This is a genomic window from Pseudomonas sp. NFPP12, assembly GCF_900103205.1.
Lineage (GTDB): Bacteria > Pseudomonadota > Gammaproteobacteria > Pseudomonadales > Pseudomonadaceae > Aquipseudomonas > Aquipseudomonas protegens.
Genome location: NZ_FMWW01000001.1, coordinates 525116 through 545088, shown reverse-complemented (window position 1 = coordinate 545088; position 19973 = coordinate 525116). Strand labels below are relative to the sequence as shown.

Annotated in this window: 16 protein-coding genes; 11 read left to right on the top strand and 5 right to left on the bottom strand. The window is 66.4% G+C overall.

The window, feature by feature from the left end; genetic code table 11:
- Positions 1-74 precede the first annotated feature (74 nt).
- Positions 75-1253 (bottom strand): pyridoxal phosphate-dependent aminotransferase, encoded by a 1179-nt coding sequence (locus BLS75_RS02425; RefSeq protein ID WP_072450169.1) that lies wholly within the window; start codon positions 1251-1253, stop codon positions 75-77.
- A gap of 84 nt (positions 1254-1337) precedes the next feature.
- The gene (locus BLS75_RS02420; protein WP_072450168.1) at positions 1338-2963 is read right to left on the bottom strand and encodes a methyl-accepting chemotaxis protein; all 1626 of its coding nucleotides are present in this window, start codon (positions 2961-2963) and stop codon (positions 1338-1340) included.
- Positions 2964-3343: 380 nt separating this feature from the next.
- Here BLS75_RS02420 and hpaB point away from each other — a divergent pair, with 380 nt between their 5' ends.
- The 6 genes from hpaB to BLS75_RS02390 all read left to right on the top strand — a co-directional run bounded on the left by hpaB (position 3344) and on the right by BLS75_RS02390 (position 10148).
- The gene (gene hpaB / locus BLS75_RS02415; protein ID WP_015635861.1) at positions 3344-4906 is read left to right on the top strand and encodes a 4-hydroxyphenylacetate 3-monooxygenase, oxygenase component; all 1563 of its coding nucleotides are present in this window, start codon (positions 3344-3346) and stop codon (positions 4904-4906) included.
- A gap of 141 nt (positions 4907-5047) precedes the next feature.
- Positions 5048-5560, top strand: coding sequence for a 4-hydroxyphenylacetate 3-monooxygenase, reductase component (gene hpaC, locus BLS75_RS02410; protein WP_011061639.1), 513 nt, complete (start codon positions 5048-5050; stop codon positions 5558-5560).
- A 203-nt stretch (positions 5561-5763) separates the two neighbouring features.
- Positions 5764-6741: a helix-turn-helix transcriptional regulator gene (locus BLS75_RS02405; protein ID WP_011061640.1), complete on the top strand. Its 978-nt coding sequence runs from the start codon at positions 5764-5766 to the stop codon at positions 6739-6741.
- Between the two features lie 135 nt (positions 6742-6876).
- Positions 6877-7749 (top strand): transporter, encoded by an 873-nt coding sequence (locus BLS75_RS02400; protein WP_072450167.1) that lies wholly within the window; start codon positions 6877-6879, stop codon positions 7747-7749.
- Between the two features lie 24 nt (positions 7750-7773).
- Entirely contained in the window at positions 7774-8937 is a 1164-nt protein-coding gene (locus BLS75_RS02395) for an MFS transporter (protein WP_072450166.1), read from the top strand.
- Positions 8938-9026: 89 nt separating this feature from the next.
- Positions 9027-10148, top strand: coding sequence for a class II histone deacetylase (locus tag BLS75_RS02390; protein ID WP_026020252.1), 1122 nt, complete (start codon positions 9027-9029; stop codon positions 10146-10148).
- A 168-nt stretch (positions 10149-10316) separates the two neighbouring features.
- Here the strand turns inward: BLS75_RS02390 and BLS75_RS02385 are convergent, their stop codons facing one another.
- Positions 10317-11363, bottom strand: coding sequence for a helix-turn-helix domain-containing protein (locus BLS75_RS02385; protein ID WP_072450165.1), 1047 nt, complete (start codon positions 11361-11363; stop codon positions 10317-10319).
- A 326-nt stretch (positions 11364-11689) separates the two neighbouring features.
- Between BLS75_RS02385 and BLS75_RS02380 the strand changes: the two genes are divergently transcribed.
- The 5 genes from BLS75_RS02380 to BLS75_RS02360 are packed head-to-tail and all read left to right on the top strand — an operon-like array spanning position 11690 to position 17657.
- Complete coding sequence (locus BLS75_RS02380) at positions 11690-12223, top strand: 2,4'-dihydroxyacetophenone dioxygenase family protein (protein WP_011061645.1); 534 nt, start codon at positions 11690-11692, stop codon at positions 12221-12223.
- Positions 12224-12257: 34 nt separating this feature from the next.
- Positions 12258-13538: an MFS transporter gene (locus BLS75_RS02375; protein WP_015635866.1), complete on the top strand. Its 1281-nt coding sequence runs from the start codon at positions 12258-12260 to the stop codon at positions 13536-13538.
- Positions 13538-14602, top strand: a complete 1065-nt coding sequence (locus tag BLS75_RS02370; protein ID WP_026020251.1) for a 2,3-butanediol dehydrogenase — start codon at positions 13538-13540, stop codon at positions 14600-14602. The genes BLS75_RS02375 and BLS75_RS02370 overlap by 1 nt, the downstream gene beginning before the upstream one ends.
- A gap of 56 nt (positions 14603-14658) precedes the next feature.
- Positions 14659-15960 (top strand): carbohydrate porin, encoded by a 1302-nt coding sequence (locus tag BLS75_RS02365; RefSeq protein ID WP_019095474.1) that lies wholly within the window; start codon positions 14659-14661, stop codon positions 15958-15960.
- A 35-nt stretch (positions 15961-15995) separates the two neighbouring features.
- Entirely contained in the window at positions 15996-17657 is a 1662-nt protein-coding gene (locus BLS75_RS02360; RefSeq protein WP_072450164.1) for a GMC family oxidoreductase, read from the top strand.
- Between the two features lie 9 nt (positions 17658-17666).
- Here the strand turns inward: BLS75_RS02360 and BLS75_RS02355 are convergent, their stop codons facing one another.
- Together BLS75_RS02355 and hpaA are read right to left on the bottom strand one after the other, a co-directional pair.
- Positions 17667-18758, bottom strand: coding sequence for a DUF1176 domain-containing protein (locus BLS75_RS02355; protein ID WP_072450163.1), 1092 nt, complete (start codon positions 18756-18758; stop codon positions 17667-17669).
- A gap of 114 nt (positions 18759-18872) precedes the next feature.
- Complete coding sequence (hpaA, locus tag BLS75_RS02350; protein ID WP_072450162.1) at positions 18873-19802, bottom strand: 4-hydroxyphenylacetate catabolism regulatory protein HpaA; 930 nt, start codon at positions 19800-19802, stop codon at positions 18873-18875.
- Between the last annotated feature and the right edge of the window lie 171 nt (positions 19803-19973).

Here is a 19973-nt window from a genome sequence, read left to right as displayed (position 1 = left end):
GAGCTGACTTGCCAGAGAAGGCATCGGCAAGGGCGATGGAAGACTCAAGGGCCTCTTCGCCGGCAAGCCGGCTCCTACAGGGCCAGGAGTTGCGCGGTGCACTGGGCGATGCGGCGGCAGGCTTCGGCCAGCCGTTCGCGGTCCAGCACCAGGGCAATGCGGATGTGCCCGACCACGCTGGGGCCGAAGGCTTCGCCCGCCAGCACCGAAACCCCATAACCCTCCAGCAGTCGCTCGGCGAACACCTGGGCGCCCAGCCCGGTGCGACGTACGTCGACCATGACGAACATGCCGCCATCGGGCAGCACTGGCCGCAAGCCCGGGCACTGCCCGAGCAGTGTGCACACCAGGTCGCGGCGCTGGCGGTACTCCTCGCGCATCCGTGGCAGTTCCGGCAGTTCGCGGGTCAGCGCCACCACTGCCGCATTCTGGATGAAGTCCGGCAGGCCATAGAGCATGCACAGGGCCAGATTGCTCAGGTGCCCGGCCAGCACCGGCGGAGCGATCACCCAGCCCACCCGCCAGCCGCTCATGGCATGGGACTTGGACAGGCTGTTGATGGTGGCGGTGCGCCCGCCCATTCGCGGCAGACCGCCCGGGCTCAGGTGCTGGCCTTCGTACAGCAGGTCGCCGTAGACCTCGTCGGAAACCAGCCACAGGTCATGCTCCATGCACAACCGCGCCAGGACCTGCCAGTCATCCAGGGACAGGCTGGCCCCGGAGGGGTTGTTGGGGCTGTTGATGAGCATGGCCCGGGTCCGCGGGCTGATGCGCGCCGCCACTTCCTGCGGGTTCAGGCGAAAGCCCTGCTCGGCCCGTACCGGCACCGGCACCACGGTGGCGCCACAGGCACCGAACACCCCTTCGTAGGTGACGTACATGGGCTCGGCCACCAGCACCTCGTCCCCAGGGCCCAGCAGGCACTGGGCCACGGAGAACACCGCACACTGCGCCCCCGGCAGCACCACCACGTGCTCGGCATCGACGATCTGCCCGGTGCGCTGGTGGTGGCAACGGGCGATGCAACTGCGCAACGCCAGGTTGCCGCGCACATCCGAATAGTGGGTGTCACCGGCCAGCAGGCTGTCGATGGCCGCCTGGACCACCGGCCGGGGGGTGTCGAAATCCGGATCGCCGATGGTCAGCAACAGCACATCGCGCCCCTGCTCGCGCAAGGCCAAAGCTCGGTAATGGATATCCCAGGCGGCGGAACCTTCTCCGGCAATCCGTTGGGTCAGGGCTGAATAGCGCATCGCTTTCTCCATGAAAGATGCTTCAGCCAGAACCCTAGGTGCTGGCGCGGCACTCGTCGAGCGAGCGCCAGCGCCGTTGGACGCTTAGATCACAAAACGCGCCACCAGAGCGTTCAGGTCCACCGCCAGGCGCGACAGCTCATGGCTGGCGGCGCTGGTCTGGTTGGCCCCGGCCGCCGACTGGGTGGCCAGGTCGCGGATGTTCACCAGGTTGCGGTCCACCTCGCGGGACACCTGCGCCTGCTCTTCCGAGGCGCTGGCGATCACCAGGTTGCGCTCGTTGATCTGGTTGATGGATTCGGCAATCTGCTCCAGGGCCACGCCCGCGGCACGGGCCAGTTCCAGGGTGCTCTGGGTACGCTGGTTGCTCTGCTGCATCGACTCCACGGCGTTGCCCGTGCCGTTCTGGATGCCAGCCACCATCTTCTCGATTTCCTGGGTCGACTGGGCGGTGCGATGGGCCAGGGCCCGCACCTCGTCGGCCACCACCGCAAAGCCGCGCCCGGCCTCACCGGCACGAGCCGCCTCGATGGCCGCGTTGAGGGCCAGCAGGTTGGTCTGCTCGGCGATGGCACGGATCACGTCCAGCACCTTGCCGATATCCCGGCCCTGGGTCGCCAGGCCTTCGATCATCACCGAGGTGCTCTGCACGTCGTGGGTCATGGTCTGGATCGCGTCCACGGTTTCCACCACCCGGTCGCGACCTTCGCGAGCGGCCTGGGTCGACTGCCGGGAAGCCTCGGAAGTGGACACCGCGTTGCGCGCCACCTCCTCCACCGCGGCGGTCATTTCGTTGACCGCGGTGGCCGCCTGTTCGATCTCGTTGTTCTGCTGCTGCAAGCCGCGGGAAGCCTCTTCAGTGACCGCGCTGAGTTCTTCCGAGGCCGAGGCCAGCTGGGTCGCCGAGCCGGCGATCTGCTCGATGGTGCGGCGCAGGCTGGCCTGCATCTCGGCCAGGGCCTGCAGCAGCCGCGCCGGCTCGTCCTTGCCATCGACCTCGATGGCCTGGCGCAGGTTGCCGCCGGCGATCACCTGCGCGGCATTGAGGGCCTTGTTCAGGGGAGTGACGATGCTGCGGGTGAGCAACAGCGCCAGAACAATGGTCAGCAGCGCGGCAAGCACAGCTACCGCCACAATCCCGGCGATGGCGCTGCTGTAGTGCTCGCCGGCAGCCTTGGAAGCGCTCCTGGCGTCGGCGGCATTGATCGCGATCAGTTGGTTCAACTGCTCGCCCATCTGGTCTGTGCCTTCCTTGATCCGCGAATTGATCAGGCTGCGCATTTCATCCAGCTTGTTCTGGCGCGACAGTTCGAGCATCTCGTTCTGCGCCTGCAGGTAGTTGTCCAGGGTCGTAGCGAAGGTCTTGTACAGCGCCGCCTCCTGCGGCCCCGCCGGCAAGGCCGCATAGCTGGCCTGGGCCTTCCTGGCGTTGTCCACCAGCACGCCGATGCGCGTCTGGGCTTCGGCCAGGCCTGCCGGCTCGCGGTTTACCAGCACACGGAAGGAAAGAATCCGCAGGCGCAGCACGTTCTCGGTGAGGTTGCCGAGAAAGCCGACACTGGGCAGCTGGTTGCTTTCCATGTCCACCGAGGCTTCGCGGATCACCGCCATGCGATTGACCGCAAACACCCCCAGCACCACGACCAGCAAGGCAATGAAGGCAAAACCGAGGAAAGCACGAGGGGCGATATTCAGGTTACGCAAGGACATAGGACGACTCTCGAGGGAGAACGGGCGACAGGCATCCATGCCGTTGAGCCGTCGGCGCATCAGGGGCTGTGCCGACGTGGGGCGCCGCGCTGTTGGAAGTCCGCGGGCCTGTCAGAGATATCGGCCGAACTTGAGCTTTCATATGGCTGATTGTTAAAAATATTTCTGAATGTGACCGGTGTATCACTGCTGATACAACACAACGCGAAGTGAATCGATAAAGCGCTACAGCATCGCCCCTAAGCCACCGTTTTCGACTCTGGCTCCGGCCACCCGCCTCCCTATGAAAAGTGCAATTCATTCGCCGGAAAAGCCATTTAGTCCATTCCCGCGGCTGCCCATCATGGCCCCAGTCAATAAAAACAACGCTGAGACTGGATATGAAACCTGAAGACTTTCGTGCCGCAACCGACCGCCCGCTGACCGGTGCCGAATACCTGGCCAGCCTGCGCGACGACCGTGAAATCTACATCTATGGCGACCGGGTCAAGGACGTCACCACCCACCCGGCCTTCCGCAACTCCGCGGCCTCCATGGCCCGCCTGTACGACGCCCTGCACGACCCGGCCACCAAGGAGCAACTGTGCTGGGACACCGACACCGGCAACGGCGGCTACACCCACAAGTTCTTCCGTTCGGCGAAAAGCCCCGATGAACTGCGCCAGCAGCGCGACGCCATCGCCGACTGGTCGCGCCTGACCTATGGCTGGATGGGCCGCAGCCCCGACTACAAGGCCGCCTTCGGCAGCGCCCTGGGGGCCAACCCGGAGTTCTACGGGCGCTTCGCAGACAACGCCCGCACCTGGTACAAGCGCATCCAGGAAGCCTGCCTCTACCTCAACCACGCCATCGTCAACCCACCCATCGACCGCGACAAACCGGTGGATCAGGTCAAGGACGTGTTCATCTCGGTGGACGAGGAAGTCGAGGGCGGGATCATCGTCAGCGGCGCCAAGGTGGTGGCCACCAACTCGGCCCTGACCCACTACAACTTCGTCGGCCAGGGCTCGGCCCAGTTGCTGGGGGACAACACCGACTTCGCCCTGATGTTCATCGCACCGATGAACACCCGGGGCATGAAGCTGATCTGCCGCCCCTCCTATGAACTGCAGGCCGGCATGACCGGCTCGCCCTTCGACTACCCGCTGTCCAGCCGCTTCGACGAGAACGACGCGATCCTGATCATGGACAAGGTGTTCATCCCCTGGGAAAACGTGCTGATCTACCGCGACTTCGAGCGCTGCCGCCAGTGGTTCCCCCAGGGCGGTTTTGGCCGGCTGTTCCCGATGCAGGGCTGCACCCGGCTGGCGGTCAAGCTCGATTTCATCACTGGCCTGCTGGTCAAGGCCCTGCAATGCACCGGCTCCCTGGAGTTTCGCGGGGTCCAAGCGCAAGTTGGCGAAGTGGTGGCCTGGCGCAACCTGTTCTGGTCCCTGACCGACGCCATGCATGGCAACGCCAGTGAATGGATGAACGGCGTCTACCTGCCCAGTACCCAGGCGCTGCAGGCTTACCGGGTGCTGGCGCCCCAGGCCTACACCGACATCAAGAAGATCATCGAGCAGGTGGTGGCCAGCGGCCTGATCTACCTGCCCTCCGGCTCCCGCGACCTCAAGGACCCGGTGCTCAACCAGTACCTCGGCACCTACTGCCGGGGCTCCGGGGGCATGGGCCACGAGGAGCGGATCAAGATCCTCAAGCTGCTGTGGGACGCCATCGGCACCGAATTCGGCGGCCGCCACGAGTTGTACGAGATCAACTACGCCGGCAGCCAGGACGAGATCCGCATGCAGTGCCTGCGCCACGCCCAGGCCAGCGGCTCGATGAAAGCCATGACCGACCTGGTGGACAAGTGCCTGGGGGACTACGACCTCGACGGCTGGACCGTGCCGCACCTGAGCAACCCGGATGACATCAACATGCTGGACCGCATCCGCCAATAGCCCACGCCACATGCAGGAGCGGGCTTGTGCAGGCGCTGGCTTGCCAGCGAAAACGCCCGCCAGAGCGCCACAAGGCCCAGGCCCCTTCGTCGGCAAGCCGGCTCCTGCAGCGCAATGCCCTGCGTCCACGAGGAATTCGTCATGTCTGTACTCGATCCCAAGCAGCTCGCCTTTCGCAACGCCATGGCGCACATGACCGCAGCGGTCAACGTCATCACCAGCAACGGCCCCGCCGGCCGCTGCGGCATCACCGCCACGGCGGTCTGCTCGGTCACCGACAGCCCGCCGACCCTGATGGTCTGTGTCAACCGCAACAGCGCCCTGAATCCGGTGTTCAAGGGCAATGGGCGGTTGTGCGTCAACGTCCTCAGCGGCGAACACGAAGAAGTGGCCCGGCACTTTGCCGGCATGACCGGCGTGGCCATGGACCAGCGCTTCGGCCTGCACCCCTGGCGCGACGGCCTGCAGGCCCTGCCGGTGCTGGAGGGCGCCCTGGCCAGCCTGCAGGGGCGCATCACCGAGGTCCAGGAAATCGGCACACACTCGGTAATGCTGGTGGAACTGGATGAAATCGGCGTGCTGGAGCACGGCGACTCACTGGTGTACTTCAGCCGTTGCTTCCATCGCCTGGCCCACCCTTGCCGGGCGGCCTGACCCCTTCCCTCCTGGCCGTCATTTCCCGCGCCTGGATGCCCGCCGGCATCCGGGCCAAGGGCCACCTCCTGCATCTGTAGGATGGCGCGGCTCTTCCAAGCCATCGATACTCGAACCAGGCCCTGCCCACGTCCCCTGACGTACCGGTCCCAAACCCCTTCCGTGACGAAAACAATAACAACGTCGCACAGAGGTACAGACCCATGAACCACCCCGAGCGTGCCCCGGCCAGCCTGTTGCAGGCCTTCAGCGAACTGACCCTTGAACTGCAGCAACTGGCGCAGAACAGGGACATCGAAAACCTGCACCAGCATGCACTGGCGCGCATCAGCAGGCTCCTGCCCTTCGACAGCGCCTGGTGGGGCCGTGCCGCGCTGGTGGATGGCCTGCCGGATGAACACAGCTGCTACCTGTACCGCCTGCCACCGAGCTACCTGCCGGACTGGCAATCGATCCGCCACATCGATGTCACGGTGAGCCGGGTCCACGAGGTGCCCGGCCGTGCGGTGATCGTCGACATGGCCGATCCGGACAACGGCCCCGGCCTCAACTGGCTGGGCCGCCAGTACAACATCGGCGAACTGCTGTGCGTGGTGCACATCGACCCCCACACCCACCTGAACAATCACCTGGCGCTGTACCGCGCCCCGGGAGCGCCGCGCTTCAACCAGGGCGACTGCCACCTGCTGAACAACCTGATGCTGCACCTGGTGGCCGCAGTGTCGGCCAACCAGATCCGCACCCTGGTGGCCATGCGCGAGAAGCTCACCGGCCCGCGCAACCTGGCCCTGGCCGTGTGCGACCAGCGTGGCGTGCTGCAATGCGCCGAACGCGGCTTCGTCGACCTGCTGCTGCATGAATGGCCGCAGTGGAGCGGCCCGCAACTGCCCATGGCGCTGGACCCCGGCGGCTTCGAAGGCAAGTCCCTGCAGGTGGAATCCTCGGCGGTAGGCGACCTCTGCCTCCTGGCGGCCCGCAGCCGCAACCTGCTGCCCCGGCTCAGCCCACGGGAAAATGCCGTCGCCCAGTGCTTCGGCGAAGGCAAGACCTACAAGGAAGTGGCCCGGGACCTGGGCATGTCGCCCAACACCGTGCGCCATCACATTCGGGCCATCTACAGCAAGCTCGGGGTCAAGGACAAGGCCCGCATCGCCCAGTTGCTGCATGCCCCTCCCGGCTGATTCCGCCCCCTGACCACCCTTGATCAGTGCCGTCGAATGTGACGGCCACGGGCAGCCTTTGCCCTTTTTCCAGCCCCTGCCGTGTGCCGGCGAGCCGTTCGCCGAACAACAACTCCAACAAGAGACGCACCGCCCATGACCACGCCCGTGCCCCGCATCACCCTGGCCCTGACGGCTACCCTGGCCAGCCTTTCACTGAACGCCGCCGACCTCAATGCCCGGGACTTCTTCGCCGCCCCAGCGGGCACCAGCCTGGGCGTGCTGTACCTGCCCGCCACCCGCGCCGGTGATTTCCACGGCCCGGCCGACAGCACGGGCAAGGCCGAGCTGCGAGTCAATGCCATGGCCTACCGCCAAGTGTTCTTCAGCGACCTGTGCGGCACCCTCTGTACCCCGCAGTTCATCGTGCCCTTCGCCGATATCGACGCGCGCCTGCCCGGCGCCGAACGCCACACCGGCGAAAGCGGCTTTGGCGACCCCCAGGTGGGCGGCACGCTGTTCTTCATCAACCAGCCGCAAACCCGCACCTACAGCGGCCTGCTGACCCTGATCACGCTGCCCGTGGGCGAGTACCACGGGCGCAACCCCGACGTCTCCCCCGGGGCCAACCGCTGGGGCGCGACCTTTGTCTACAACTACACCCAGGGCCTGGGGGAAAAGTGGGTGCTGGAGGCCAACCTGGAAGCCCAGCTCTATGGCACCAACGACGACTACTTCGGCAGCGACCTCAAGCAGGACCCACTCTACCGCCTGCAGGCCTTCGCCTCTTACGACTTCACCCCCGACACCTATGGTGCCCTGCGCCTGATCCACGCCGATGGCGGCGAACTGCGGATCAACGACCGGCGCATCGACGACACCCACAAGCGCTACACCCAGGTCGGGTTCGAGCTCGGCCACTGGCTGGACAAGCAGAACCAGCTGATGTTCGGCCTGTCGCAGAACGTCGCCACCCAGAACGGCTTTGCCGGCACCGACGCCCTGCTGCGCCTGGTCCATGTGTTCTGACCCCCTTGCCTTAGGAGCCTGTCCATGAACACCCAGAACCCCGCCTTGAGCCAGAACCCGCCGATCACCCGCCAGCCCCTCGGGCTCCAGGCGGCCATCGTGCTGTTCGCCGCCATCACCCCCGCGGTGCTGCTGACGGCCCCGGCCATTGCCGCGCAACTGGCCAGCCAGTGGCAACTGAGCCCGACCCAGATCGGCGACCTGTTTTCCGCCGAGCTGGGGGCCATGAGCCTGGCCACGCTGCCCGCCATCTGGTGGCTGAAACACATCGACTGGCGCCGCGCGGCGCTGTGCAGCGCCCTGCTGTTCATCCTCGCCAACCTGCTGTCGATGCTCGCCAACGACTATTCCCTGCTGCTGATCGCACGCTCGTGCAGTGCCCTGGCCGGCGGCTCGCTGATGATCATCTGCCTGGCCAGCGCCGCCGCCAGCCCCAACCCCAGTCGCGCCTACGGCTTCTGGGTGATGGGCCAGCTGGTGCTGGGGGCCATCGGCCTGAGCCTGCTGCCCATGCTCTTCGAGCGCTTCGGCCTGGGTGCCTGTTACCTGATCATGGCGCTGCTGATGCTGCTGTGCCTGCCCCTGGCTCGCAGCTTTCCAGCGGGCGCGGCGAAGGCCGCCAGCCATGAAGCCAAGGCCCCGCCGGTTTCCAGGGCCAAGGCCACCCTGGGGATTCTCGGCATCCTGACCTTCTACATCAGCCTCAGCGGGGTCTGGACCTTCATCGGCGCCATCGGTGGCCAGTCCGGCCTTTCGGCACAGACCAGCGGCGACGTGCTGGCCATCGCCACCCTGATGGGCATTGCCGGCGCCCTGTGCGCCACCCTGTTCGGCGATCGCCTGCCCCGTAGCGCCCTGCTCCTGCTGGGCTACGGCCTGATGGCCGGCTCGGTGCTGCTGCTTCTGGGCCAGCCGCAACTGGCGCGCTTTGCCCTGGCGGCGCTGGTGTTCAAGTTCACCTGGACCTTCATCCTGCCGCTGATCCTCGCGCGCATGGCCGAAATGGACCGCAGCGGCCGCCTGATGAACGCCTCCAACCTGGTGATCAGCGCCGGCCTGGCCATAGGCCCGACCATCGCCGGGCGGCTGATCGAAGGCAGCGGCGGCTTCCGCGGGCTGCTGCTGGCGGGCGCCGCAATCACCCTGCTGTCCATGGCCCTGGTACTCAGTTGCCGGCCTGCACGCTAACGCTCTCGGTGCCCTGGTGCCCCTGGCACCGAGGGCCTGGGCCAGCCGCTGTCGCGTTGTAAATTCCACCCTGAAAAATGGATATCACCATGACCTGTAAAAGCGCGTTTTTCTTCGACGAACTCAGCCTGTGGCACAGCGGCGGCCCCCACGTCCTGACCCTGCCGGTGGGTGGCTGGGTACAGCCGCCAGCCGCCGCCGGGCACGCCGAATCACCGGAAACCAAACGCCGTTTGAAAAGCCTGATGGATGTCTCCGGCCTGACCCGACAGTTGCACCTGCGCAGCGCCGCAGCGGCCACCGAAGACGACCTGCTGCGGGTCCACAGTGCTGCCTACCTGCAGCGTTTCAAGGCCTTGAGCGACGCCGGTGGCGGTCACCTCGGCGACGAGGCGCCGGTGGGCCCGGGCAGCTATGAAATCGCCCAGCTGTCCGCCGGGCTGGCCATGGCCGCCGTGGACGCCGTACTCAGCGGCGAAGCCGATAACGCCTATTCCCTGTCCCGTCCACCGGGACACCACTGCACCCGCGACCAGGCCATGGGCTTCTGTTTCCTGGCCAACATCGCCATCGCCATCGAGGCCGCCAAGGCCCGTCATGGACTGGGCAAGGTAGCGGTCATCGACTGGGACGTGCACCACGGCAACGGCACCCAGTCGATCTTCGAGGAGCGGGCCGACGTGCTAACCCTGTCCCTGCACCAGGACGGTTGCTTCCCTCCGGGCTATGGCGGTGAACAGGACCGCGGGCGCGGCGCCGGCCTGGGCTGCAACATCAATATCCCGCTGCTGCCGGGCAGTGGCCACGACGCCTACCTGTACGCCATGCAGCGCATCGTGATACCGGCCCTGGAGCGCTTCGAGCCGGAACTGATCATTGTCGCCTGTGGCTATGACGCCAACGCCGTGGACCCCCTGGCGCGGATGCTGCTGCACAGTGACTCGTTCCGCGAGATGACCCAGTGCCTGAAGGATGCTGCCGAGCGCCTGTGCCGAGGGCGCCTGGTGCTGGTGCATGAAGGCGGCTACTCCGAGGCCTACGTACCGTTTTGCGGCCTGGCCACCCTGGAGGCGCTGTCGGGAATCCGCACCGCCGTCGCCGACCCGATGCTGGAGTTCGTACGCCTGCAACAGCCCAAGGAGCCATTCGTGACCTTTCAACGCCAGTTGCTCGACCTTCAAGCCCAAGCCATGGAGGCTGCCGGGCGCTGACCCCCGCTCTGGCGCCGGAACGGGCAAGCCCCGCCACCCGAGCGGCGGCATCCACCAACGGCGTTCCCCGGAGCCCGGGCTCCAGCCAGCGGAACGCCGCCCTGCCCAACCGGCCATTCTTCCCCCGCTCCCCTGGGCTACTTGCTGCAACAGTGTGGCCCGGGCGGGTCAGTTGCCTTGCTCCAGGCCCCGGAGATTGTCGCCACAGGCTTGACCGACGCTTTCGGCTGCCGGGCTTGCCAGGGTTGCGGCTACCCCAAGGGCGCGTGCCTCACTGGGGGTTTGCTGGAAGCGGCTCTTGAAGGCCCGGGCAAAATGCGCCTGGCTGGCAAAGCCGTGCCGGTAGGCGATCTCGCTGATATCCAGGCCCGCTCCCTGGCTGCTGCACAGCAGTTGACGGGCCTGTTGCAGGCGTTTTTCCAGAATGAAGCGGCTGGGTAGCGTTTCTTCCAGGGCGAACAACCGGGCCAGGTGCCGGGTGGAAATGCCGGTCTGGGCCGCCACCCGCTCGCAGCTCAGGGTCGGGTCGGCCAGCTGTTCATGGATGCATTGCTTGGCCGCCAGCAGGTAGGAGGCGCTCAGGGCGTTGATTGGCCGTTCCCCCACATGCCCGGCAATGATGCTGGCCAGAAGCTCGAAGGCCTGCTCCTGATAAGCCTCGGCCTCGGCGCACAGGGGCTGCTGGAAAAAGCCCCGGGTACGTTCGCCCAGGGTGCGCAGCAACAGGCGCTGGACCCCGCTTTCGACGCTGATCCGCAAAGGCCGGTCGAAGCGTTTCAGGCAGCGTTCGGCGAACTGCTGCTGGGGAATGTCGAAGATGAACTGGCGCATGGCCCCGGAAAAGCCGAACAGATAGGGCTTGTCGGTGCGGTAGACCACCAGCTCCCCCGGCTCCAGCACCTGGCAGGCGCCATCCTGGTAGAAGAACGAACCGCTGCCGGTGACCAGGGACACGAAGATCGACTCCTTGGGCACGCCGCGGATCATCGAGGTGTCGCGCTCCACCACGTGTTCGTTGCCGACGATGCGGGCCAGGCGCATGGCGCTCAATTGCAGGTTGTCCTGGCTGGCGGCGAAACCGCCCTCGGCGTAGGAGTTGCACTTGAGCCCCACCAGGGTGCTGGCGTTGTAGTCCTCCCAGAAGGCCAGGCGTTGATCCAGGTCGACGGCCTGGGTGCTGGCATGCCGGGTTTCGAGCAAGGCGCATGGAGACATTGTTGTTCTTCTCATGGCGGCGGGATGTTCCCCGGACGGCAAGGCAGTGTCCGGACACCTGGGGCCGCAGGCACTGCGGGCTGCGGCCATTCATTAACATCTGAACTATATAGCCTGTCAACTTGAAACGCAGTGGGACCCGGTCGCTTTGAGCGCGTCATCGGCTCTCTATCGGCCGTAGGAAAAAAGCCGTCCGAAACAGACAAACAACCAGTCCGATCCGTGCAAACCCTTGCCCCGCTCCCGACCTAAAGTCTGCGCCGTACCCCCATGGCCGCCCTGCCCGGCTGCCCAGGCTCCTCCCATAACAACAACCGAGGCCCACCATGCCCGAAGCCGCCCACCGTGAATTCTGGAAAGACCTGCAACCGATCGCCAACTGCTTCAAGCCCGACGCCAAGCCGGAGGTCTACCTGCCCGACGCCGCCAGCGACGACCTGAGCCTGTACGTGCCCTTCACCGAGACCGTGTCCTCACGGCCACTGTGGATCTCCCCCAGCGAAAACCGCTGGTGCGACATTCTCCTGGCCCGCAGCGCCGGGCTGGTGAACCGCCACTACCACCCCCACGAAGTCTTCGCCTACACCCTGTCCGGCAAATGGGGCTACCTGGAGCACGAGTGGACCGCCACCGCCGGGGACTTCGTCTACGAGACCCCGGGCGAAGGCCACACCCTGGTGGCCTATGAGCATGAGCAGCCGATGCGGGTGTTCTTCATCGTCAAGGGCCCGCTGATCTGGCTCGACGAACAGGGCGAGCCCGACGGCTACTTCGACGTGCACTCCTACATCGCCATGTGCCGCGCCCACTACGAAAAGATCGGCCTGGGCGCCGCCCATATCGACACCCTGTTCCGCTGACCGGCGCTGCCCACGCCTCCTTCGGAGAACCACCATGGCTTATAAAAACAACAAGGCCGGTTACGAGAACACCTTGCTGGGGGTGCTGTTCCTGACCTTCGGTTTCGTCTTTTTCGATCGTCTGGCGCTGTCCTTCCTGTTCCCCTTCATGGCTGACGAGTTGCAACTGAGCAACAGCCACCTGGGCATGCTGTCGTCGATCCTGGCCCTGGCCTGGGCGGTGTCCGGGGCCCTGGTGGGTGCCTGGTCGGACCGCCGGGGCGTGCGCAAGCCGTTGCTGATCGTCGCGGTGATCCTGTTTTCCCTGTGCTCGGCGCTGTCCGGGCTGGTCACCGGCTTTCTCAGCCTTTTGCTGTTCCGCGCCATCATGGGGCTGGCCGAGGGGCCGATCCTGCCGCTCTCCCAATCGCTGATGGTGGAAGCCTCCTCGCCCCATCGCCGGGGCCTGAACATGGGCCTGCTGCAAGGGTCGGCGGCGGGCCTGTTGGGCGCGGTGATCGGCCCGCCGGTGCTGATCGCCCTGGCCGAAGCCTACGGCTGGCGCCACGCCTTCATCATTTCGCTGATTCCCGGGTTACTGATCGCCCTGCTGATCTGGCGCTACGTGCAGCCCGACCCACCGCGACACGAACCGCGAGCGCACACCCCGTCCAGCCCGGGTGGCAGCCATCGCCTGGCCCTGCTCAAGAGCCGCAACATCGTGCTCTGCACCCTCATCAGCTGCGTGTTCCTGACCTGGTTCATCATCCTGATTTCCTTCACCCCGACCTTCCTGGTCAAGGTTCGCGACTACAGCCCGGCCAGCATGGGCACGGTGATGAGCTGCCTGGGAGGCGCCTGGGTGCTCTGGGGCTTCGGCGTGCCGGCAATCTCCGATCGCCTCGGCCGGCGCCCGACCCTGGTGCTGTTCTCGCTGATTGCCGCTTGCTGTCCCATCGCCCTGCTCTACGCCTCGTCGCCCTGGATGCTCGGGGTGCTGATGCTGCTGACCTACACCGGCCTGGGCTGCTTCACCCTGTTCATGGCCACCATCCCCGCGGAAACCGTGCCCCGCGAAGTCATGGCCACGGCCCTGGGCATGATCATGGGCATCGGCGAGCTGGTGGGCGGCTTCATCGCTCCGACCATTGCCGGCTTCGCCGCCGACCGCTTCGGCCTGTCGATCGTCATGTGGATGTCCTGCGGCGGCGCATTGCTGGCCGCCGTGCTGGCCCTGTTCCTCAAGGAAACCGCCCCCGCGGTACTGGCCCGCCAACAACGCCGGCACCCCGGCCCCAACCCTGCACCCAGCCCGAGCCTGGGAGGAAACCCATGATCAAAGCACTGCAATGGCATGCCGCCCGCGACCTGCGCCTGACTCAGCTGGAACCGCGCCAGCCCGGCCCCGGCGAGGTGCTGCTGCAAGTCGCCTACTGCGGCATCTGCGGCAGCGACCTGCATGAGTACGCCGACGGCCCTCACTCCATACCTCAGCAGGTGGCTCACCCGCTGTCCGGTTGCCGGGCGCCGCTGACCCTGGGCCACGAGTTCTGCGGCCAGGTAGTAGCCCTGGGCCAGGGCGTGGATGCACGGCTATTGGGCCAGCGGGTGGCGGTGGAACCCGAATACCGCTGCGGCGAGTGCTCGTACTGCCAGATGGGCCAGTACAACCTCTGTGAATCCATGGGCTTTATCGGCCTGATGGGCGACGGCGGCTTTGCCGAACAGGCGGTGGTACCGGCCTACATGCTGCACCTGCTGCCGGACAGCGTCAGCTTCAAGCAGGCCGCCGTGCTGGAGCCGGCAGCGGTGGCCTACCACGCCTTGAACCAGAGCAGCCTGATGGCCGGCGACAGTTGCGCGGTGTTCGGCCTGGGGCCCATCGGCCTGCTGCTGGTGCTACTGGCACGATTGCGGGGGGTGGAACGGATCTACGCCGTGGACCTGGACCCCGAGCGCCGGCGCCTGGCCCTGGAGTTCGGCGCCTCTGAGGCCCTGGACGGCGCCGACCCGCAACTGCAGGCACGCCTGCGGCAACTGAGCGCCGGTGGTATCGACAGCGCCTTTGAGGCCGCCGGCAGCCAGCAGACCCTGAGCCATGCCCTGCACTGCCTGCGCAAGGGCGGCGAAGCGGTGCTGGTGGGCTTGATGGGCGACGTGCAGTTCGATGCCTTCCACCTGGTGAACAACGAGTTGCGCCTGCTCGGCAGCGTCGGCTACCGCCACGTCTACCCCGAACTGATCCAGCTGCTGGCCAGCGGGCGCCTGGACCTGAGCCGGGCGGTCACCCGCTGCCTGGCCCTGGAACAGGCGGTGGAGCAAGGCTTCCAGGCGCTGTTGCAAGACAAGAGCCAGATCAAGGTGCTGGTCAACCCGACCCCGGCCCTGGCCGATGCCTGAACAAACGATGTGCAACCGACACTCAAGACAAAAACAACAAGAATCGAGTACCCGACATGAATGCAACCTATGCGCTGTGCCCGCTGCTGGCCGCCTTGCTGCTGCCCCTTGATTGCCTTGCCCAGACGCCGCCCACGCCGCGTACCGGCCCGCTGTCCGGCCTGGGGGACTACCTGGCCGACCGTGGCATCACGCCCCATGTGCAGTTCCTCAGCCTGGCCATGAAGAACCTGGACACGGGCCCCCGGCCCCACAGCTTCGGCAACAGCGGCGACCTGTTCGTCGGCGCCGATATCGATCTGGGGACCTTCGCCGGCCTCGACGGCGCGGCCCTGCACTTCGAGCAGACGCTGTTCATCCTCGACCACGAGACCGGCGTGCCCACCTCGCGCAACTGGCAGGGCGCCGCCGGCAGCTACTTCGGCGGCGCGCCGATCCACAACGACCTCACCAGCAACCAGTTGAGCCTGCTGACCTACCAGCAGACCTGGCTCGACGGCCGGGTCGACCTGAGCCTGGGGCGGACCAACGCCCGGCGCTACTTCTATATCTACAACTGCGAAAGCACGGTGACCTGCAACGACCCGATCATCGACTCTTCCACCGGCATCCTGCCGCCGCCCTACGGCAGTTGGGGCGGCTACCTGAAATACCAGCTGACGCCCCAGTGGTACGTACATGGCGGCGCCTTCGAGTCCAACCCGGTGGACTACCTGAAGGAGCGCAAGGGCCTGGATTTCAGTACCGACGACGCCAGCGGCACCAGCCTGCTGCTGGGAATCGGCAGCCAGAACCGCGATGCCTACAGCTCCCACTACGAGCTCAACGGCTACTACAACACCTCCAAGCAGGTGGACCCGCTGACCGGGGCCATGGACTTCGGCACCGGCGGTGCCTTCTTCAAGTTCCAGCAGGCACTGTGGCGTGCCGACGCCGGTACCGGCAGTGCGCCCCAGGCCCTGCTGCTGTTCGGTTCGCTGTCGGCGGCGGCCGATGACAAGCAGCCCTTCAGCCAGTTCGCCGAGGCCGGGCTGACCTACCTCGCACCCTTCGACCGGCCCCAGGACAAGCTCAACCTCAAGGCCAGCTACCTGCGCCTCAACGACCACCAGCTGCGCTTCCAGCAGCAGGCCCGCATCGCCAACGGCGGCGACCCGCGCCTGGGCGAACGCAATGTCTACGCACTGGAAGCCAACGCCCATATCGCCCTGACCCGGCAACTGGCCCTGGAGCCCAGCGTCCAGTACCTGGTCAACCCGGACAACTTCTACAACCCCGAAGCCCGCGAGCTGAGCGGCAACGGCTTTGTCGTCGGCCTGCAAGTGACCCTCGACGTCGGCTCGCTGCTGGGGCTCTGAGATGGATTTCTGTGACTGCCAACGAGGTACCTCCGATGAGTGAAACAACCACGCAGACCTTCGACTACATCGTGGTGGGCGCCGGTTCCGCCGGTTGCGTGCTGGCCAACCGGCTGTCCGCCGATCCCAAGGTCCAGGTGTGCCTGATCGAAGCCGGGCCCAGCGACCGCACCCTGCTGCCCGCTGCCTATGTGCGTACCCCGGCAGGGATCATCCGCCTGATCGCCAACCCGCGCTGGAACTGGATGCACCAGTTCAGCCCACAGACCAGCAGTGGCGACGTGCCGATCCCCTGCCCCCGGGGCCGGGTCTGGGGCGGCTCCAGCGCGATCAACGGCATGATCTATATCCGCGGCCATCGCCTGGACTTCGACCGCTGGGCCGCCGCCGGCAACCAGGGCTGGAGCCATGACGAACTGCTGCCCTACTTCAAGCGCTCGGAGCATTTCGAACCCGGCACCTCGCCGTGGCACGGCCAGCACGGCGAGCTCAACGTCGCCGAGCAGCGCAGCCCGAGCCCGGTCAATCAGGTGTTCTACCAGGCCGCCACCGAGCTGGGCTGGAGCTACAACCCGGACTTCAATGGCCCGGAGCAGGAAGGCTTCGGGCCCTTCCATGTCACCCAGATCAACGGCGAGCGCTGCAGCGCGGCACGGGCCTTCCTGCACCCGATCCTGCACCGGCAGAACCTGACGGTACTGAGCAGCACCCTGACCCACCGGGTGTTGCTGCAAGGCACTCGTGCCAGCGGTGTGGAAATCAGCCAGGACGGCCGGGTCTGGCAACTGCAGGCACGCCGGGAAGTGATCCTGTGCGCCGGGGCGATCAACTCACCGCAACTGCTGTTGCTCTCCGGCATCGGCCCGGCCGAGGAGCTTGCGCGCCACGGGATCGTTTCCCGCCACCCGCTGCCAGGGGTCGGGCTCAACCTGCAGGATCACCAGGACATCGTGCTGATGTACCGCAGCGACCCCGAGCTGGGCTACGGCATTTCCGCCAAGGGCCTGCTGCCCCTGGCCCGCTCACCCTGGCAGTACCTGACCCGGCGCCAGGGTCCGCTGACCTCCAACACCGTCGAGTCCGGAGCCTTCCTGCGCCTTGCGCCCGAGGACCCGGTGCCGGAACTGGGGCTGATCGTCGCCCCGGCCCTGAAGAACCAGCCCCAGCGCCTGATCCCCGTGGGCCATGGCATCAGCCTGCATGTGGCGGTGATGCACCCGCAGAGCCGCGGCCGGGTGCGCCTGAACTCCGCCGACCCGCACGACAAGCCGCTGATCGACGCCAACTTCCTCAGCCACCCCGAGGACCTGCGCAAGCTGGTGGCCGGCTTGCGCCTGGTGCGCCAGCTGGCAGCGACCCGGGCCTTCTCCCAACGCCTCAAGGGCGAGCTGGTACCCGGCCCGCAGGTGCAGAGCCAGGAGCAGATCGAGCAATGGATCCGCCAGCACCTGGGCACGGTGTTTCACCCGGTGGGCAGCTGCAAGATGGGCCACGACGAACTGGCGGTGGTGGACGACCAGTTGCGGGTCCACGGCCTCCAGGGGCTGCGGGTGGCGGACGCCTCGATCATGCCGAGCCTGATCACCGGCAACACCAATGCGGCGGCAATCATGATCGGCGAAAAGGCCGCAGACCTGTTGCTGGGCACGGCACCGGCGCAACCGAGCAACGTGCTTCAAGGCGAAGCTTGCACCTGATGCCGGGGCTCAGGGGCGCTTGGGTGCCTCGGCACTCCAGAGCACCGGCCAGTCTTCGTAGCCCAGGCCGCTGCAGGTGGGCATGCGCCGATAATCGGTGAGCTGGAAGGCCTGGCCATCGAAGTGCCAACTGGCCATTTCACCGCAGTCGCCTATCCCGCGGCCCATGAGGAAACTGCTGAGCTCGCCGGTCTCGGGGTAATAGTTGAGGCCCCCGGCATGGTCGACGCTGCCGGCCGGCAACGCCTGCATCTGCAGGGGCTGCAGCGCATAGGGCGCCGTGCGCGAGCGGCTGCTGATATCGAACAGGCAGATGTAGGCACCGCAATCGGAGAACTCGAAGACCAGCGCCTGCTGCGCGGTCAGGGGATAGACCTCGATCCTCGGTGGCATGACGTAGTCGTCGGCATCTTCGGTCTTTGCCGGCGGCAAGGTTTTGCGCACCGCCGCCAGCAGCCCGGTGCGCTCTCGGGCGCCGAGGGGCTTCACCCCGGGATAGGGGCGCAATGCCGCGGCCGGCTGCAACCCGGGCACCGCGCTGGCCGGCTGTTCGCCGAGCGCCGCCAGGGCGCTGACCGTGCCCTGGCGCTGCTGCACCTGGTCCACCCGTTGCAGCAAGTCCGGCAACCCCTCGAGCAGCACCTGGGCCGGCTCCTCTCCCGGCAGTTCCAGCACCTGCGCGGTGCGCAGGCGCGCCAGCCATTGCCGGGCCAGGGGCTGGTCATCAACCCGGTAGTACTGTTGTTCACGGGTGCTGTCCGGGGCTTCCACTTCCTGGACCAGCGCCGCCAGCAAGCCGGGCTCCAGCGGCTGGCCATCCAGGCGCAATGCACCGAGTTCCAATGGCGCGCCCTGGTGCTCCAGTTGCAGTTGCAACAGGCCTTCGGGGCCGGCCTGGCTGCGGATTTTCAGGGTCAGGTGGTTGACCCGTTCGGCAAAATCGATGTTCGGCGCGTAGAGCAGTTGGCAGTCGCGGCGGTTGTCGCACGCGCCGATCCAGCCCTCCTGTTGCAACCACAGCGGCGTCAGCTCCGGCAGCTCCCGGGCCAGGCACGGCAAGGCGCCAAACACCAGCAGGGGCAACACAACGGTACGCAGCATGACGACGCTCCTTGTCGGGCAAAGGCGCGGATTCTGCCACGCCCGCCAGACGGCGAATACCGCCAGGGTCAGTTGCCTGGGCGCGGCTCCATGGCATCAGCCCTGCCCCAGGGATCAGACACCCGGCGCATTTGCGCCAGGGGCAGGCGCCTGCCCCTGGCGCAAGCGGTATTCCCCCGGCGCGGTCTTGGCGTAACGCTGGAAAAACCGGCTGAAATAGGCCGGGTCCTTGAAGCCCAGCTGGTAGCAGATTTCGTTGATCGAGCTGCCGGTGAACAGCAGCAGGCGCTTGGACTCCTGCATCACCCGTTCATGCACCAGGCGCTTGGACGGCAGGTCGGCGATGCGCCGGCAGACATCATTGAGGCGCGCCTCGGTCACTCCCAGGCTGCTGGCGTAGCGGCCCAGGGGCCAGTGCTCCAGGTAGCGGGCCTCGATCAGCTCGTTGAAGCGGTGGAAGATCTGCAGGTCTTCATGGCGTGCCGGGCGCGCCGTCAGGGAGTTGGCCGACAACCGCAGCAGGCTGATCATCAGCAGCCGGGTCAGGGCTTCCAGCGCCGGCTCGCGCCCCGGGCCCTGCCCGGCAATCTCCCGCTGCAACTCATGGAACAGGCCCTCCAGGCGTCGTACTTCGCCGGCGAACTGCGGCCCCAGGCGCGCCAGGGCCACGCACACCGGCGGCACCTGGGGCGCCGGGGCCAGTGCCGGGTCGGCGCCGATCAACTCCCACACCAGTTGCTGGCGCACGGTCAGCACATGGCCTTCGCTGTCGGCCTCGGTGACGAAGGCGTGGGGAATGGTCGGCGGGGTCAGGAAGAACATCGGCCCCGACTCCAGATACTGCTGATCGTCGAGGTAGACCCGCACCGCGCCGCTCTGCACGTAATGCACCTGGAAGAAACGGTCGTGGCGATGCACCGGCATGTTGCGACCGAAGAAGCCGGCCAGGTTGCTGAGCTTGTCGTAGTGCACCTGGGCATCGGCGTAACGCTGGTCGTAGACCTGGCCGATGTTGATGTTGGGAATCGGTTGGCGTGGGTTCATGGCGCCCTTCTGTTTTTTATTTTGATCCACGCGGACCCTGCGCATCCTGCGTGATTCGCGGCTTGCCCGCCACTGCGGGATGGAAGCGGGCAGTCCATCGCTTGACGATCGTTAACATATTAAATATAACGTTAACACATTAACGAAATCGACCCGCCAGCGGCAAGCCGC

What these genes read in the sequence shown, in the direction of transcription:
- BLS75_RS02425 (WP_072450169.1), bottom strand. Translation starts at nt 1,253, where the DNA reads ATGCGCTATTCAGCCCTGACCCAACGGATTGCCGGAGAAGGTTCCGCC.
- BLS75_RS02420 (WP_072450168.1), bottom strand. Translation starts at nt 2,963, where the DNA reads ATGTCCTTGCGTAACCTGAATATCGCCCCTCGTGCTTTCCTCGGTTTT.
- hpaB (WP_015635861.1), top strand. Translation starts at nt 3,344, where the DNA reads ATGAAACCTGAAGACTTTCGTGCCGCAACCGACCGCCCGCTGACCGGT.
- hpaC (WP_011061639.1), top strand. Translation starts at nt 5,048, where the DNA reads ATGTCTGTACTCGATCCCAAGCAGCTCGCCTTTCGCAACGCCATGGCG.
- BLS75_RS02405 (WP_011061640.1), top strand. Translation starts at nt 5,764, where the DNA reads ATGAACCACCCCGAGCGTGCCCCGGCCAGCCTGTTGCAGGCCTTCAGC.
- BLS75_RS02400 (WP_072450167.1), top strand. Translation starts at nt 6,877, where the DNA reads ATGACCACGCCCGTGCCCCGCATCACCCTGGCCCTGACGGCTACCCTG.
- BLS75_RS02395 (WP_072450166.1), top strand. Translation starts at nt 7,774, where the DNA reads ATGAACACCCAGAACCCCGCCTTGAGCCAGAACCCGCCGATCACCCGC.
- BLS75_RS02390 (WP_026020252.1), top strand. Translation starts at nt 9,027, where the DNA reads ATGACCTGTAAAAGCGCGTTTTTCTTCGACGAACTCAGCCTGTGGCAC.
- BLS75_RS02385 (WP_072450165.1), bottom strand. Translation starts at nt 11,363, where the DNA reads ATGTCTCCATGCGCCTTGCTCGAAACCCGGCATGCCAGCACCCAGGCC.
- BLS75_RS02380 (WP_011061645.1), top strand. Translation starts at nt 11,690, where the DNA reads ATGCCCGAAGCCGCCCACCGTGAATTCTGGAAAGACCTGCAACCGATC.
- BLS75_RS02375 (WP_015635866.1), top strand. Translation starts at nt 12,258, where the DNA reads ATGGCTTATAAAAACAACAAGGCCGGTTACGAGAACACCTTGCTGGGG.
- BLS75_RS02365 (WP_019095474.1), top strand. Translation starts at nt 14,659, where the DNA reads ATGAATGCAACCTATGCGCTGTGCCCGCTGCTGGCCGCCTTGCTGCTG.
- BLS75_RS02360 (WP_072450164.1), top strand. Translation starts at nt 15,996, where the DNA reads ATGAGTGAAACAACCACGCAGACCTTCGACTACATCGTGGTGGGCGCC.
- BLS75_RS02355 (WP_072450163.1), bottom strand. Translation starts at nt 18,758, where the DNA reads ATGCTGCGTACCGTTGTGTTGCCCCTGCTGGTGTTTGGCGCCTTGCCG.
- hpaA (WP_072450162.1), bottom strand. Translation starts at nt 19,802, where the DNA reads ATGAACCCACGCCAACCGATTCCCAACATCAACATCGGCCAGGTCTAC.